Genomic DNA, 14,739 nt, shown 5'->3' with positions numbered 1-14,739 from the left:
GACCAGTATCGCCAGCGGTGACTGTCAGCGGGAGAACGACGCCCTTTTTTCGCCCTAAAGCGGAGAGGCGCGTATGGATGGCGGCAGCGGCGATATGACACTCGCGTTCGACCTCGACGCCCTCAAGCAACTGGCCTACCCGGACAGCGTGTTCAACGACGCGCGCCAGTGGTCCGAATACGTCGGCGTCATCTCCGAACAGCCCACCTACGTCGTGACCAACTTCACCCGGAAACACCGGATCAGACAGGACTTCTTCTCTGGGCCGCGCGGCCGCGAGGAGAGCCTCGAAAACGTCAAAGAGCAGTTCGACACTGACCGGCACGTCTTCGTCGGTGCTGACGACGAGGACGCCGATCTCGCTGAGGCGGCGGGCTGGGAGTACCTCCCTGTCACGCAGGCCGCCGAGGCGGCTGACTGGGACCTTGGCGAACCGGAGACACCGGACGCGACAACTGACGAGGACGAGGCGCGCGACGACTGGCCCTAGGCGACACAACCCCGTTGTCGGCGGGGGGAATCTACGCTTCGACTAGTTTTATATTTTCCCGGAGAGCGACTGAAGATATGGCCCTCCATATCGGCGACGCGTTACGGCGCGGCATCGACGACATAACCGGCGAAAACGGCCTTCTGGTCATGGGTGTTTTTCTCCTGTACAACCTCGGAAACACCGTCGCAAGTTCGTCGGTAATGGAAGTGCTGTTCGACGAGTTGATGGCACAGGGCAACCCCAGTGGCGCAGGTGGCCCTGCTGGGGCGGGCAGCCCGGGGTTCTCGATGGCGGACTTCGTTGGGCCGTTCAGCCTTGATCTGGCGGCTCCAGTCGCTGTGGTGTTGCTGCTGGTGTTCCTCGTACTCGGACAGCTCGTCAAGTTCTGGGGTATCCGGCTGTTCGCAGACCAGAGCGAAATCAGGAGCGACAACGCGTCGGAGCGTGCCGTGATGGCGGTTGTCCTTGGTGGCGGCATCGCAATCGTGATGTTCGCAATCTCGATGAGCTCGACGTTTTTCCAACTCAACGGACAGGCGTTGCTAAGTCTCGCTGCGTCGCTCGGTAGCGTTCTCGCCTCTCTGGTCGTCGGCCTTGCACTCGTGTACCTGCTGCAGGCGATTGCCCTGTTCGACGGCGGCTACGTCCAGACAATCAAACACTGTGTCGCACGCTTCATGGACGCTCCGGCACAGATAATCGTCCTGCTGTTCATCCTGGCGCTTCTCGGTATCATTCCGGGCATTCCCTCGACGGCGTCCGTCATCTCGGCGTTCCTTCCCGGCTCGTTTGACCTGCCGTCCCAGTCGGTTCTGCAGGTCGCGTCGATGGTGTTGAACGCGCCAGTGCAGACGTTCAGTCTCGCCGTGATTACGGACGCCTACATTCAGGTGCGAGACGGACAAGACCAGACCCAGTTCTGAACATAGCGCTTCGACTGTCCCCTGCTGATACCATCGCGCCAGCCATAGCCCTTCGTTCGCAGGTCTGACCCGCGATCAGAGACCGCGGTGTTTAACCACGCGAACATACAACGACAAGCAATGGCTGAACCGCGCGTGCCCGGCGGGCGCGAGTCCGAACTCGAACTGGCCTGTGGCGAACTCGTCGACACGCATGATCTCCATCTGGGTATGCGGGAGTTCGCGTGTGACTGCGGGAAGACACACGCCGTCGTGCTCGATCCGCACCCGCTGGCACGGTTCGTGCCGGAGTTTCTCACTGAGGTACTCCACGCGACTATCGAGACCAACGACGACTACGACGAGTTCACCACTGTTCACTTGATGGGCGTCGTGATGGAGGAGTTCCCCGAAAAGGTCGTCGCCGCCGACACCAGCGAGGACGGGTCGGTCGGCTTCTCGCTTGCGTGGGTGAGCGACTTCGACTCCCGCCGCCTTCACGAAGTTGTCGTCGAACTGCTCGTGGAACTGATGGAACATGCGATCAGCCACGCCGAGGACGACGACGTGATGGCGGAGTTCGAGGAGCAGATGCTTCAGTTCGATGTCGATGCGTTCGTCGAGCAGTACCGCGACGAGCGGGACTTCGACGGCAGATCTGACACCGCGATCTGAGGCCTGCTGCGTCCTGAGTACTTAGTGGCGCGGGCTCGCATACTCACGCATGGCGGGTCGCGTCGCGGTCCTGCTTGCGCTCTTACTTTTTGCGGGCTGTGGAGCCTTCGGTGGAGCGGAGCGACAGACGGTAACGCCAGTTCCGGTCCCCGAACAGTCACAGGACGGCCGGGCCGCCCCCGCTGTGACCGGGGACACTGTCGATGCTAGACGACTCGCAGCGGCCCACCGGCGTGCGACGCGGAACCGCTCGTACGTGCTGGGTATGCGGCTGTCGCTGGAATGGGGGACGCAGATCGTCTCGCTCGTCGTCGAAGACAGACATCACTACCAGTTTCGGACTGAAATTGTCGACCAGAACTACACCAAACGGGTGTATACCAATGGGAACCGACGCTATGTCTACGACGAGCGAGCCGAGGGGGCCTGGACCGCAACGAGGCGGCCAACCCCGGTCAGCGGGGTACTCGACCCCGACCCCGCTCGACTCATCGAAGCCTACCTCGCGACGAACGTCAGCGTCGAGCGCCCGAGGGACGCCTGTGACGCCTGTCGCGTGACGCTCACGGCGACAGAGCCGCCGTCGGCGTTCAAACCGGCCAACAATTACAGCGTGCAGGCGACTGTCCGACCGGACGGTCTCGTCCAGTCGCTCACCGTCTCGTACTGGGACCGTTCCAGAAAAGCTCCGGTTAGCTACGAAATACGGTACTCCGCAATCGACGACACAACCGTTTCTCGACCGGCGTGGGTCCAACAGCGCTGGGGGAACGCGACAGACAGCGACCCCGAACTGTCCGACAGCCAGCGACACGCCGCCGTCGGCTGATTCCCCGAAATATGCCGTCTGACTGTTGTCTGACGGTGTTATATGATGGTAGCGGTGTTGTAACTGTGTATGGCTATGCGTGAGGGAGAGTTCGAGCGCATCCTGACAGTTCTCGAAGAAGCCGACGCCGACGGTACACTGACGGCCCGCGAGATCTGTGACCTACTCGAAGAACACGACGAGGCGTTCGGGAGCGCCCACCGTGTTGCGACAGTCCTCGGTCGTCGTGCCCAGTCCGGCGAGGTCGAAGTCATTCAGGGTCAGCCCTACCGATACCGCGTTCCCGACCGCGACAACTGACCGCTTTCAGCACCGTTGCCGCCGGAATTCTTCCTTACGCTGCCTCTATGAGATAGCCAACCGTGTGACACTCATACGTTACGATATTCGAAATTAGGCTTCGAGCTTCGCATTGTTTCGCCGGGCTTATTACGATGTGTAGACTCCGCTCGTACAATGACAGCGGACGAGGACCGTACAATCCTGCTCATCGGCAGTGGCCCGATCAAAATCGGACAGGCGGCCGAGTTCGATTACTCCGGCGCACAGGCGTGTCGCGCCCTTCAGGAAGAGGGTGCCCGCGTCGTGCTCGTGAACTCGAACCCGGCGACGATTATGACTGACCCGGAGATGGCGGACAAGGTGTATCTCGAACCCATCAACACCGAAGCCATCTCTGAAATCATCCGGAAGGAAAACCCTGACGGCGTCATCGCCGGCCTAGGCGGCCAGACCGGCCTGAACGTCACGGCTGAACTCGCCGAGGAGGGCGTCCTCGACGAGTACGACGTGGACGTGATGGGCACGCCACTGGACACCATCTACGCGACTGAGGACCGCGACCTGTTCAAACAGCGGATGGAGGACATCGGCGAACCGGTGCCGCGCTCGACGACTATCACGCTCGACGAGGGCGAGTCGGTCACCGACTTAGACGAGGAGTCGCTCGTGGACCGCGTCGAAGCGGCCGTCGACGAGGTCGGCGGGCTCCCCGTCATCGCACGCACGACGTACACGCTGGGCGGCTCCGGCTCCGGCGTCGTCGACGAGATGGACGAACTCATCGAACGCGTCCGCAAGGGCCTGCGCCTCTCGCGCAACAACGAGGTCCTCATCACCGAGTCCATCTCCGGCTGGGTCGAACTCGAATACGAGGTGATGCGCGACGCCGACGACTCCTGTATCATCATCTGCAACATGGAGAACATCGACCCGATGGGTATCCACACCGGGGAGTCGACCGTCGTCACTCCCTCGCAAGTCATTCCTGACGAGGGCCATCAGGAGATGCGCGACTCTGCGCTGAAGGTCATTCGCGACCTCGGCATTCAGGGCGGCTGTAACATCCAGTTCGCCTGGCACGACGACGGCACGCCCGGCGGCGAGTACCGCGTGGTTGAGGTCAACCCCCGCGTCTCCCGCTCCTCGGCGCTGGCCTCGAAGGCGACCGGCTACCCGATTGCCCGTGTCACCGCGAAGGTCGCGCTCGGCAAGCGCCTCCACGAAATCGACAACGAAATCACGGGCGAGACGACTGCTGCCTTCGAGCCGGCAATCGACTACGTCGTGACGAAAGTGCCGCGCTGGCCTATCGACAAATTCCGCGACACGGAATTCGAGCTCTCGACCGCGATGAAATCCACCGGCGAGGCGATGTCTATCGGCCGGACCTTCCCCGAGAGCCTGCTGAAGGCACTTCGCTCCTCGGAGTACAACCCGGCCGCTGACTTCAACGAGATCGACGACGCGGAACTCGAAACGGAGTACCTCGAAAAGCCGACGCCGGACCGCCCGTACGCGATGTTCGAGGCGTTCTGCCGCGGCTACACCGTCGAGGAAGTCGTCGAAATCACCGATATCAAGGAGTGGTACGTCGAGCGGTTCAAAGAGGTCGCTGACGCCGCCGACGCCGCCCGCGAGGGCGACTACGAGACTGCCGCACAGGCCGGCTTCACCGATCAGGAGATCACGGCGCTGGCCGGCGGCGAGTTCAACGACACGCACGTCTCCTGGCTCCCGGCCGATCTCGATGGAGACGGCGGCGACGAGCCGGAAGTCGAGGCAGCGACCGACGGTAGCGGTGTGCAGATCGAGGACGTCGAGACCGACACGACAGACCGCGACTTCAAGCTCGTCGACACCTGTGCCGGCGAGTTCGAGGCGACGACGCCGTACTACTACTCGACGCGGGACCCGCTGTCGGGTATCGACCGCGACGAGCTCCAGATCGACCCGGACCTCGAAAGCGTCGTCGTCGTCGGCGGCGGCCCCATCCGTATCGGGCAGGGCGTAGAGTTCGATTACTGTTCGGTCCACGCCGTCCGCGCGCTGGAGGAACTGGGTATCGACGCCCACGTCGTCAACAACAACCCCGAGACGGTGTCGACTGACTACGACACGTCCGACGGGCTGTTCTTCGAACCGGTCACCGCCGAGGAAGTCGCCGACGTGATCGAAGCAACCGACGCCGACGGTGTGATGGTCCAGTTCGGCGGCCAGACTTCCGTCGACATCGGCCACCCGCTCGAGCAGGAACTCGAACGCCGCGACCTCGACTGTGAGATCATGGGGACCTCCGTCGACGCGATGGACCTCGCTGAGGACCGCGACCGGTTCAACAAGCTGATGGACGAACTCGGAATCTCACAGGCCGAGGGTGGCTCTGCGACCTCCAAGGAAGAGGCCCTCGACCTCGCCCACGACATCGGCTACCCCGTCCTCGTGCGTCCGAGCTACGTGCTCGGCGGCCGCGCGATGGACGTGGTGTACAACGACGAGGACCTCGAAACGTACATCGAGGAAGCCGTCCGTGTCAGCCCAGACAAGCCGATTCTGGTCGACGAGTTCCTCGCCGACGCCGTCGAGCTAGACGTCGACGCCGTGGCCGACGAGGACGACGTCCTCATCGGCGGTGTGATGGAACACGTCGAGACGGCGGGCATCCACTCGGGCGACTCCGCCTGTATGATTCCGCCACGCTCTCAGGAGATCAAGGACGTGATGCCACGTATCCGCGAAGTCGTCGAGGACATCGCCGACGCGCTCGACACCGTCGGTCTGCTGAACGTCCAGCTCGCCGTTCGTGACGGCGAGGTGTTCGTCCTCGAAGCGAATCCGCGCTCGTCCCGTACTGTCCCCTTCATCTCAAAGACGGCCGGCGTCCCGATCGCGAAGATCGCCGCCAAGGTGATGTCCGGCGCGACGCTCTCGGAACTCGACGTGCAGGAGCAGATTCCCGAGCAAGTCTCTGTCAAGGAGGTCGTCCTGCCGTTCGACCGCCTGCCTGGTTCGGACCCGCGTCTTGGCCCCGAGATGAAATCCACCGGCGAGGTCATGGGGACCGCCGGCTCCTTCGGCAAGGCCTACCAGAAGGCCCAGATGGCCGTCGGCAAGGCAATCCCGCTTGAGGGGACGGCCATCGTCGATCTGCCCATCCTCGGCTTCGAGGAGCACTTCGACGTACAGGACTTCGATGACTACGACGACACCGACGCCATCATCGACGCTATCCAGAGCGGCGAGGTCGACCTCGTCCTCTCCCGCGACCGCGACGTGCTGGAAGCCTGCGTCGAGGAGACCGTGACGTACTTCTCGACCCACGAGAGCGCCGAGGCGGCGCTGGAAGCAATTAACTCCGCCGACCAGCCGCTCGCCGTCCAGGCCATCGACGAACGGCCAAAGACCCAGCGCGAGTGGGGCGCTGAGTAACGCGATCGGTCGTTCTCGGGATTCGGTCAGGCACCGCGGCGGCACTGATTCCTGTCACTCGAACAGATGGGCACAAATACTTATTCGTTGGACACGTTCACATACACTTCATGGCCGATGTCGTGCGTGTCCTACACGTCGAAGACGACCCCGAGTTTGCGTCGATGACGGCAGCGTTTCTCAGTCGTACCGACGACCGGTTCGACGTGGTCTCGGCAACGTCGGCGGACGAGGGACTGACTCGGCTCAGTGAGGAACCGATCGACTGCGTCGTCTCCGATTTCGATATGCCCGAGCAAGACGGCATCGAGTTTCTGGAGTCCGTCCGGGCTGTCGATGAAGACCTCCCGTTCATTCTCTTTACTGGGAAAGGCTCTGAGGAAGTGGCCAGTGAGGCGATTTCGGCCGGTGTGACGGACTACCTCCAGAAGCAGCAAGGTACTGACCAGTACACGATTCTGGCCAACCGCATCGCCAACGCGGTCGAGCAGTACCGGTCACAGCGGGCACTGGATGCGAGCCGGAAGCGGCTCTCGCTGTTTATCGATAAGTCACCGCTTGGCGTCATCGAGTGGGACGAGAGCTTCGAGGTGGCTCAGGTCAACGAGAAAGGCGAGGAGATTCTGCGGCGCGGGGACGCGGACCTCGTCGGCAAGGAGTTCGAGACGCTCGTCCCGGACTCGGCGCTGGATGCGGTCGAAGAGACGATCACGGCCCTGAAGGAAGGCAGTGGGGGATACTACACAGTACTCGACATCGAAACCGGCGATGGCGAGCAGATCGTCTGTGAGTGGCACAACCGCATCATCCGAGAGGACGGGGAGACCGTCGCGATCTTCTCGCAGTTTCAGGAGATAACGGAGCGCCGGCAGCGACAGCAGCGTATCGAGGCGCTACACGACACGACCCGGAAGTTGATGCACGCTGAGTCACGCGAGGCTGTCGCCGAACTGGTCGTCGAAACCGCACGCGACCTGCTCGGATTGCCGCTCAGCGCTGTCTTTCTCGCCGACGAGTCGGCCGACGCTCTCAGACCGACTGCAGTGACCAATCAGGCACGGGCGATCATCGACGAGCACCCGACGTTTAGCGAGGGTGACAGCCTCGTCTGGAAGGTGTTCGAATCCGGCGAACAGCGCGTCTTCGACGATGTTTCCACGAATCCTGGCCGCTACAACCCCGATACCGACATCAGCAGCGAGATTCTGATCCCACTGGGCGATCACGGCGTGCTGATCGCCGCATCGACCGATGCCGATGCGTTCGAGGACGCATCGATCTCACTGATGCGGACACTCGCTGCCAACACCGAGGAGGCGCTTTCCAGACTCGATCGACAGCAGGAGCTCAGAACGCTTACGGAACGCCACGAACTCGCGCTCGAGGGTGCCGAACTCGGCGTCTGGGACTGGAACGTCAAGACGGACGAAGTCACCTTCGACGAGCGCTGGGCCGATATGCTCGGCTACTCGCTCGACGAACTCGACCCGTCGGTCGACACCTGGGACGAACTGATCCACCCCGACGACCGCGATCGGACCTACGAAGCACTGGACGCCCACTTCGATGGCGAGACGGAGATCTACGAATGTGACCACCGGCTCAAGACGGCCGCCGGCGACTACCGCTGGATCCGCGACATCGGCAAGGTGTTCGAACGCGACGAGCACGGCGACCCGGTCCGTGCGGTGGGGATCCATCAGGACGTGACCGACCACAAAGAACGGAAACAGGCCCTCGAAGACACGAGCCGCAAACTGCAGGTCATTCTCGATACAGCGCCGACGTACATCCTGATGAAAGATACTGACAGCCGCTTTCTCTTCATCAACAGCGCGGCCCGTGACCTCTACGGGATCGACGCTGACGAGTCCGTCGTCGGGACGAGTGATTACGATATTCTCCCGGACCACATCGCGGAGCAGACCCACGCCGACGATCAGCGAGCCCTCGAACAGAAAGAGACCGTCGAAGTCGAGACGGTGATTCCCGTCGATGGGACGGAGCGGACACATCTGACGCGGAAGACGCCGATACTCGACGAGGATGGCGAGCCGTATGCCCTCTGTGTCGTTGCGACCGACATCACCGACCAGAAACGGCGCGAGCGGGAGTTGGCCCGTCTCACCGACGAGTACGAGGCGGTGTTCGAGAACACGAACGACGCCATCGCGCTCGTCGACATCGAGGGGTCGGCAGACCATCCGACGTTCCGCTACGTCCGGACGAACGAGGCATACGAACGACAGAGCGGGTTCGACACCGAGTCACTGACTGGTCAGACCCCAGTCGAAGCTGCTGGCCCGGACAGCGGTCGTCGAATCGCCGACCACTACGACCGGTGTGTCTCGGCCGGTGAAACCATCACGTTCGAGGAGCGGGACCTCCACCCGACTGGTGTCTGGGAGACGCAGGTGACACCGATCTTCGCTGACGGAGAGATCGATAGACTCGTTGCTATCTCTCGGGATATCTCCGACCGCATCGAGTACCGAGAAGAACTGGAGCGGCAGAACGACCGGCTCGAAGAGTTCGCGAGCATCGTTAGCCACGACCTCCGGAACCCGCTTAGCGTCCTCGAAGGCTCACTCGCCCTCGCCAGAGACACCAGAAATGACGAGCAGTTCGACCGTTGTTACCGTGCAATCGACCGCATGAAGGAACTCATCGAGGATCTGCTGACGCTCGCACGTGAGGGGGACACGGTATCCGAAACGGAACCGCTCGACCTCGAATCGACTGTGCAGTCCTGCTGGCACGCCGTCGAGACGTCTGATGCCACCCTCGAAGTCACTGCCGAGAGCACGATCTACGCGGACGAGAGCCGCGTTCGCCAACTCCTCGAGAATCTCATCAACAACGCCGTGACACACGGTGGCTCGGCCGTCACTGTCGAGGTCGGCGATATCGGTGAGTCGGGCTTTTATGTTGCCGATGATGGCGGCGGCATCCCGGCTGAACAACACGAAACCGTATTTGAGAGCGGCTACACCACTACCGATGGTGGCACCGGCTTTGGTCTCGCTATCGTCAAGGAGATAGCGGCGGCACATGACTGGTCGGTGTCCGTGACTGAGAGCGACGACGGCGGCGCACGGTTCGAGTTCAGGGGCGTCAGACAGGAATCATAGAGCGTCTGTGCCGTAACGGCTGTTCTCCATGCATCATCTTTCAAGTATTACATCTAAGAACTGTTGGGTCGATGTACTGGTCATAGATAGTAGCCGATACGCTATCAGTGACTGCCTGTCTTGTTCTGGGTCAATAATGGCACGTTCGTAACACTCATTCCCGGGGCTGTGACACTAGCTGTATGGATCGCGTTGCAATCGCTGTCGCCGCTCTGGGAAGCCGATGATAGAGGACGTGACCAAGCGGGCGGAGACAGTCGCTGAAATGGCTCCCGGTGACTCGGTTACGACAGGAGTCCTCGCTGGATACAAGAGTCGCTTCTCCGAGTCACCACCGCTGAACAACCCACCGCTGACGTACCTCGACGGCGCGGAAGCTCCGGCGTATCTATTGACCAACGGGAAGCGCGGCATCGGGCGCGGGACGAAACGCAAGACCGACTCACCGGTCGGGGACCGACGGACGGTCATTCTGGTCACCGGCCGCCGGACGCTCTGCCTCATCGGGAAAGACGAGGACGACGAGGTCATCGAAATCCCACACGAGGCAGTTGCCGACGTTACCACCAAGTCCGGGTTCCGTGCGCACCGCCTCGCGCTCAGAACCCCGCGGAAAATGTACCACTGCTGGGTACATCGCAAGACCGACAAGACAACCCTCAACGAGGCCGCAGAGTTCATCGAAAACCATCAGCAGGACAGTCCGGACGCGATCGACGGCGACGGTACCGCCAACCGGGTGATGTATCGCGGCCGTCCTGTCGCGCCGCAGGACAGCACGACCGAAACCGGAGACAGCGACCAGACCACATACTACCGCGGACAACCAATCGACGACGACAGCGACTGACAGACGTGGTTCATGCGTGTGCAAACCGCGCTACTGCTCGCGAGTCAGCCCGTTCCCCGTCGTCGGGCGGCGGTACCGCCCGACTGCCTGCGGGATCGAAGGTCCCGCTCCGCTCGCAATTCGAGGACCGCTCCCTGTAGTCGCGCCCCTCGCTCTCCTCACGTTCGTTACCACTCACCGCTCGGAAGTCCGGGGACCCCTCGCTACGCTCGGGCTCTCCCTGCTCACGGCTGCGACGTTCGTGTTTCGCGGTTCTCACCCGCTTCGCTCGCTCCGAACCGCGCCACTGCTCGCGGGTCACGTTGTTCCCCGCTCGCAATTCCGAGGGCCGCGCTTCGCGCGCCCCTCGCTACTCCCCCGCCATCCCTAGCACATCATCAAAGAAGCCGAGCGAATCGTGCGGACCGGGGTTGGCCTCGGGGTGGTACTGGCGCGTGATGATGTTCAGGTCGTCGTTCTCCAGTCCTTCCGGCGTGTCATCGTTGACGTTGACCTGGGTCACGTCGAGCTTGTCGCCGGGGTCCGCGACGGTGTAGCCGTGGTTCTGGGTCGTCATCACGACCTGATTGGAGCGCAGGTCACGGACCGGCTGGTTCACGCCACGGTGGCCGAACTCCATCTTTTCGGTTTCGCCGCCGAGCGCGTTGGCAACGACCTGCTGGCCGAGACAGATGCCCGCGAGTGGCACGTCGCCGACGTAGGTCTCGACGAGTTCGCCGGCCTGTTCGAAGTTTTCGGGGTCGCCGGGGCCGTTCGAGATGAACAGCAGATCCGGGTCGACCGCGGCCACGTCGTCCTCGCTGGCGTCATAGGGGAACACGTGGACCTCGGCGTCGCGTTCGACGAGCGACTCGGTGATGGAGCCCTTCGCACCGCAGTCAACCAGCGCGACCGTCGCACCGTCGCCACCCTCGTTGTGGACCTCCACCTCGTCGACGGAGACCTGCGCGCCGATGTCGGTATGGTCAGACATATGCTTACACCCGTGGAGTTCGTCGAGCGCGTCCTGCTCGGTCACGTCCGCCCCGGCGGCGATCCCGCATTTCATCGCGCCCTCGTCGCGGATCTCGGTGACGATGTCGCGCGTATCGAGGTGGTCGACGGCCGGGATACCTTCTGATTCGAGCCACTCGGCCACGTCGTCGGTCATCTCGCGAGCCACTGCCGCACGCGGGTGGACGCGGTCCGACTCGAAGCGTTCCTCTCGGACGCCGTAGTTCCCGATGAGCGGATAGGAGAACGTCAGGACCTGTTCCTCGTAGGATGGGTCAGTGAGACTCTCCTCGTACCCGGTGTACGCCGTTGTAAAGACCAGTTCGCCGCGGGCCGTCCCCGGAGCACGAGCGCGCGCCTCGATGACGCGGTCGCCTTCGATTGCCACGTATGCGTCAGCCATTACGAGATGCGTATACTATAGTGGGCCATAAGGGTTGCTTTCGAAGACGAATTTCGAATTTCGTAATCCTCAAGTTACGACCGGTGATACTGTCACATCTCGATGGACGACCTCGACAGAGAGATACTCTCGATACTCCGCCGGGACGCCCGAACCCCGTATACGGAAATCGCGGACCGGGTCGGCACGTCGGAAGGGACCGTGCGAAACCGCGTCGAACGACTGGTCGAGGACGGTGTTATCGAACGATTCACTGTCGCGACGCGGACTGGCAACGTGAAAGCGATGATCGAGGTCAGCGTCGATGTCAACGTCGATACGGCCGAGGTTTCGGACCGTATCGCCGATTGGCAGGAGGTTGATTTCGTGTGGCAAGTCTCCGGCGAGGAGGATATCGTCGTCGTCGTCGACGCCGCCGACACCGACGCGGTCAACGGACTCATCACGCAGGCGCGTGAGTTGGAAGAGGTCGTGGGCACGAAGACGAGGCTCATTCTGAACGAACGAGTTGGGTGACGCGCGGCACTGCCGCGCGAGCCAACTCGGTGAATTGGAATTCGCCGAGTGGGGTTGATTGTAGATGGGCGCGTCGGGTGATGGGTATGGCGGAGCCGTAGTCGTTACCAGCTCGGATATGACACCTTGATTTCATACCTATTGGGCTACGAGAGACGATATGCAGTTCCCGGCGGGTCTGGATATCGACATCGTCTCGACGTACGGACAACTCGCGAGCGACGGGGCGCAGTTCCTCGCCGCTGCGGCGCTCCTCTACGCTATTGGCCGGCTCATCGTCGTACCAGCGACTCGGTGGGCCCTGTCACGGACGGCGACGAATAAGACGGTCGCCAGTGCGCTCACCAGTGGCGTCCACCTGCTGTCTGTGGTCTTTGCGGTGGTCATCGGGGCTAGCGTTGCGGGCTTCCGAGGAGCGCTCGCTGGGTCGACGCTGCTGGCCGCAGGCATTACACTGGCGGTCGGGCTGGCGGCACAGGACGTCCTCGGGAACTTCGTCGCCGGCGCGTTCATCGTGACGGATCCGGACCTAAACGTTGGTGACGTCATCGCCTGGAACGGGATGCAGGGGACGGTCGTCGACATCGACCTGCGAGTGACTCGGATCCGGACGCCGGACAACGAGCGCATCATCGTCCCGAACACAGAACTGGCAACGAGTGCAGTGACGAACCAGACGTCAACAGGCCCAGTGGGTATCTCCTACCAGTTTGGCGTCAGCTACGAGGACGACATCGAAACGGTCCAGGCCATCATCGAGAACGCCGCTCGGGACCTCGACCACGTCTCGGAGAAGCCGGCACCGACAGCCAGAGTCAGCGACCTCGCGTCGACGGCGGTCATCCTGACGGGCCGGATCTGGATTCCCAACGAACGGCGGAATCGGCTCGCGTCGGTCAGGGCTGCGTTTATCGAGCAGGTGCAAGCGGACTGCCACGCGGAGGGCATCGACCTCAGCGACACGAGCCAGCACGAACTCTCCGGCGACATCGGGATTCACGACAGCGTCAGGCCGACACACGAGCGAACCGAGTAACCGCCGGCCGACACAGGTTCAAAGCCCGTGCTGTCTGCGAGATTCGCAGCGTCCGTACGTTTATACTTGCTCATAAGGTGGTATGTATATGGATGAGAAGCGCTTCGTCGTCGCCCTCTTCGGTCTCGCTGTCGCGGTGGTGGTCGGCGTACTCGCATATCAGTTTATCACGGCGTTGACTGTCTCCGTGTTTCTTTATTATTCGACGCGGCGGTACTACAACTCCCTTCGCAGGCTCCGCCTTCCAGCGCGAGTGCGTGCGGTCGTCGTCATGGCGTCGCTGGCGATTCCCCTCCTGTTGCTTGTCAGCTATGCCGCCGTCCTCCTCATCGTCGAAGCCCGACAGTTCGTCACCCAGTACGCGCTCGTGGATGTGGCCGTAGCACACGTCAGCTGGCTGGACGGCGCGGACTCCGTGCCAGACCTCACCGTCGAGGGGCTGTACAGCGCCTATCAGTCGGGACAGCTCTCGCCGTTCGTCGACTTCCTCAGCGAGAACGCGATGGTGCTTACGTCGGTCGCCTCCCAGTTCTTCCTCAATCTGTTCATCACGACCATCGTCACGTACTATCTCCTCGTGGACGGGCGGCGCATCCGCGAGTGGCTGCTCCGGTTCGATGACGAGGCCATCATCCGCGAGTACCTCGAAGCCGTCGACGAGGAACTGGAAGCGGTGCTGTTTGGCAATCTCTTGAACGTGTTGGCGATATCGCTCATCGCCATCGCCGCGTTCACCGGCTATAACGTCGTCGCGCCGGCGGCTGTCGAGGTTCCATATCCGACACTTGCTGGCGCGCTGACCGGTATCGCAAGCTTGATTCCCGTCGTCGGGATGAAAGTAATCTACCTCCCGCTGACCGGTATCACCGCGCTCCCCGTGGTGCTTGACGGTCAGTCTTCTCTGCTCGCGTACGTGCTCGGGTTCCTCGTCGTCGCGGTGGTCGTCGTCGATACGATTCCGGACCTCCTGCTCCGGCCGCTACTCAGTGGCGAGAACACCCACGTCGGGCTCCTGATGCTCGCGTACACGCTCGGCCCCGTCGTGTTAGGGTTCTACGGCCTGTTTTTCGCGCCGATACTGCTCGTCGTCGGACTGACATTTGCGAACACGGCGCTGCCGCGGCTGCTCGGAGCCAGCGATCCGGACGGTCTGTCGCCGGACCAGATGCGGCTCAGAGACTTCCGGTAGGCCGTCTGAACGCC

13 protein-coding genes are annotated in these 14,739 nt (G+C 62.3%); 11 read left to right on the top strand and 2 right to left on the bottom strand.

Going from position 1 to position 14,739, the window contains the following annotated elements:
• Positions 1 to 73: 73 nt before the first annotated feature.
• From C443_RS09735 to C443_RS09700, 8 genes are all read left to right on the top strand, one after another.
• Positions 74 to 490 (top strand): DUF7124 domain-containing protein, encoded by a 417-nt coding sequence (locus tag C443_RS09735; RefSeq protein ID WP_005535958.1) that lies wholly within the window; start codon positions 74 to 76, stop codon positions 488 to 490.
• 77 nt (positions 491 to 567) lie between these two features.
• Positions 568 to 1,416, top strand: a complete 849-nt coding sequence (locus tag C443_RS09730) for a hypothetical protein (protein WP_005535957.1) — start codon at positions 568 to 570, stop codon at positions 1,414 to 1,416.
• Between the two features lie 120 nt (positions 1,417 to 1,536).
• Positions 1,537 to 2,070 (top strand): DUF5815 family protein, encoded by a 534-nt coding sequence (locus C443_RS09725; protein ID WP_005535955.1) that lies wholly within the window; start codon positions 1,537 to 1,539, stop codon positions 2,068 to 2,070.
• A gap of 49 nt (positions 2,071 to 2,119) precedes the next feature.
• Positions 2,120 to 2,899, top strand: coding sequence for a hypothetical protein (locus C443_RS09720; protein ID WP_005535954.1), 780 nt, complete (start codon positions 2,120 to 2,122; stop codon positions 2,897 to 2,899).
• Positions 2,900 to 2,968: 69 nt separating this feature from the next.
• Positions 2,969 to 3,199 carry a hypothetical protein gene (locus tag C443_RS09715; protein ID WP_049943992.1) on the top strand — a complete coding sequence of 77 codons (231 nt, stop codon included), beginning with the start codon at positions 2,969 to 2,971 and terminating at the stop codon, positions 3,197 to 3,199.
• Positions 3,200 to 3,355: 156 nt separating this feature from the next.
• Positions 3,356 to 6,607, top strand: coding sequence for a carbamoyl-phosphate synthase large subunit (gene carB, locus C443_RS09710; RefSeq protein ID WP_005535950.1), 3,252 nt, complete (start codon positions 3,356 to 3,358; stop codon positions 6,605 to 6,607).
• 110 nt (positions 6,608 to 6,717) lie between these two features.
• Positions 6,718 to 9,738 (top strand): PAS domain S-box protein, encoded by a 3,021-nt coding sequence (locus tag C443_RS09705; RefSeq protein WP_005535949.1) that lies wholly within the window; start codon positions 6,718 to 6,720, stop codon positions 9,736 to 9,738.
• A 223-nt stretch (positions 9,739 to 9,961) separates the two neighbouring features.
• The gene (locus C443_RS09700) at positions 9,962 to 10,588 is read left to right on the top strand and encodes a hypothetical protein (protein ID WP_005535947.1); all 627 of its coding nucleotides are present in this window, start codon (positions 9,962 to 9,964) and stop codon (positions 10,586 to 10,588) included.
• A 10-nt stretch (positions 10,589 to 10,598) separates the two neighbouring features.
• Here C443_RS09700 and C443_RS21200 read toward each other — a convergent pair whose 3' ends face one another.
• On the bottom strand, positions 10,599 to 10,889 hold the full coding sequence (locus C443_RS21200) for a hypothetical protein (protein WP_152423033.1): 291 nt from the start codon (positions 10,887 to 10,889) through the stop codon (positions 10,599 to 10,601).
• 48 nt (positions 10,890 to 10,937) lie between these two features.
• Positions 10,938 to 11,984 carry a glutamine-hydrolyzing carbamoyl-phosphate synthase small subunit gene (carA, locus tag C443_RS09695; protein ID WP_005535946.1) on the bottom strand — a complete coding sequence of 349 codons (1,047 nt, stop codon included), beginning with the start codon at positions 11,982 to 11,984 and terminating at the stop codon, positions 10,938 to 10,940.
• A gap of 102 nt (positions 11,985 to 12,086) precedes the next feature.
• On the opposite strand from carA, the gene C443_RS09690 reads away from it, so the two are divergent.
• The 3 genes from C443_RS09690 to C443_RS09680 all read left to right on the top strand — a co-directional run bounded on the left by C443_RS09690 (position 12,087) and on the right by C443_RS09680 (position 14,725).
• Entirely contained in the window at positions 12,087 to 12,500 is a 414-nt protein-coding gene (locus C443_RS09690) for an Lrp/AsnC family transcriptional regulator (protein ID WP_004593789.1), read from the top strand.
• A 160-nt stretch (positions 12,501 to 12,660) separates the two neighbouring features.
• Complete coding sequence (locus tag C443_RS09685; protein ID WP_005535944.1) at positions 12,661 to 13,536, top strand: mechanosensitive ion channel family protein; 876 nt, start codon at positions 12,661 to 12,663, stop codon at positions 13,534 to 13,536.
• An 88-nt stretch (positions 13,537 to 13,624) separates the two neighbouring features.
• Positions 13,625 to 14,725, top strand: coding sequence for an AI-2E family transporter (locus C443_RS09680; RefSeq protein ID WP_005535943.1), 1,101 nt, complete (start codon positions 13,625 to 13,627; stop codon positions 14,723 to 14,725).
• The last annotated feature ends 14 nt before the right edge of the window (positions 14,726 to 14,739 follow it).

Source organism: Haloarcula argentinensis DSM 12282 (assembly GCA_000336895.1).
Classification (GTDB): Archaea; Halobacteriota; Halobacteria; order Halobacteriales; family Haloarculaceae; genus Haloarcula; species Haloarcula argentinensis.
Note: the sequence above shows the minus strand (reverse complement) of the source record. Positions and strands in the feature narration are given on the sequence as shown.

Excerpts from the sequence above, each read along its gene's own strand:
- C443_RS09735 (WP_005535958.1), top strand. The coding sequence starts at position 74 with ATGGATGGCGGCAGCGGCGATATGACACTCGCGTTCGACCTCGACGCC.
- C443_RS09730 (WP_005535957.1), top strand. The coding sequence starts at position 568 with ATGGCCCTCCATATCGGCGACGCGTTACGGCGCGGCATCGACGACATA.
- C443_RS09725 (WP_005535955.1), top strand. The coding sequence starts at position 1,537 with ATGGCTGAACCGCGCGTGCCCGGCGGGCGCGAGTCCGAACTCGAACTG.
- C443_RS09720 (WP_005535954.1), top strand. The coding sequence starts at position 2,120 with ATGGCGGGTCGCGTCGCGGTCCTGCTTGCGCTCTTACTTTTTGCGGGC.
- C443_RS09715 (WP_049943992.1), top strand. The coding sequence starts at position 2,969 with ATGGCTATGCGTGAGGGAGAGTTCGAGCGCATCCTGACAGTTCTCGAA.
- carB (WP_005535950.1), top strand. The coding sequence starts at position 3,356 with ATGACAGCGGACGAGGACCGTACAATCCTGCTCATCGGCAGTGGCCCG.
- C443_RS09705 (WP_005535949.1), top strand. The coding sequence starts at position 6,718 with ATGGCCGATGTCGTGCGTGTCCTACACGTCGAAGACGACCCCGAGTTT.
- C443_RS09700 (WP_005535947.1), top strand. The coding sequence starts at position 9,962 with ATGATAGAGGACGTGACCAAGCGGGCGGAGACAGTCGCTGAAATGGCT.
- carA (WP_005535946.1), bottom strand. The coding sequence starts at position 11,984 with ATGGCTGACGCATACGTGGCAATCGAAGGCGACCGCGTCATCGAGGCG.
- C443_RS09690 (WP_004593789.1), top strand. The coding sequence starts at position 12,087 with ATGGACGACCTCGACAGAGAGATACTCTCGATACTCCGCCGGGACGCC.
- C443_RS09685 (WP_005535944.1), top strand. The coding sequence starts at position 12,661 with ATGCAGTTCCCGGCGGGTCTGGATATCGACATCGTCTCGACGTACGGA.
- C443_RS09680 (WP_005535943.1), top strand. The coding sequence starts at position 13,625 with ATGGATGAGAAGCGCTTCGTCGTCGCCCTCTTCGGTCTCGCTGTCGCG.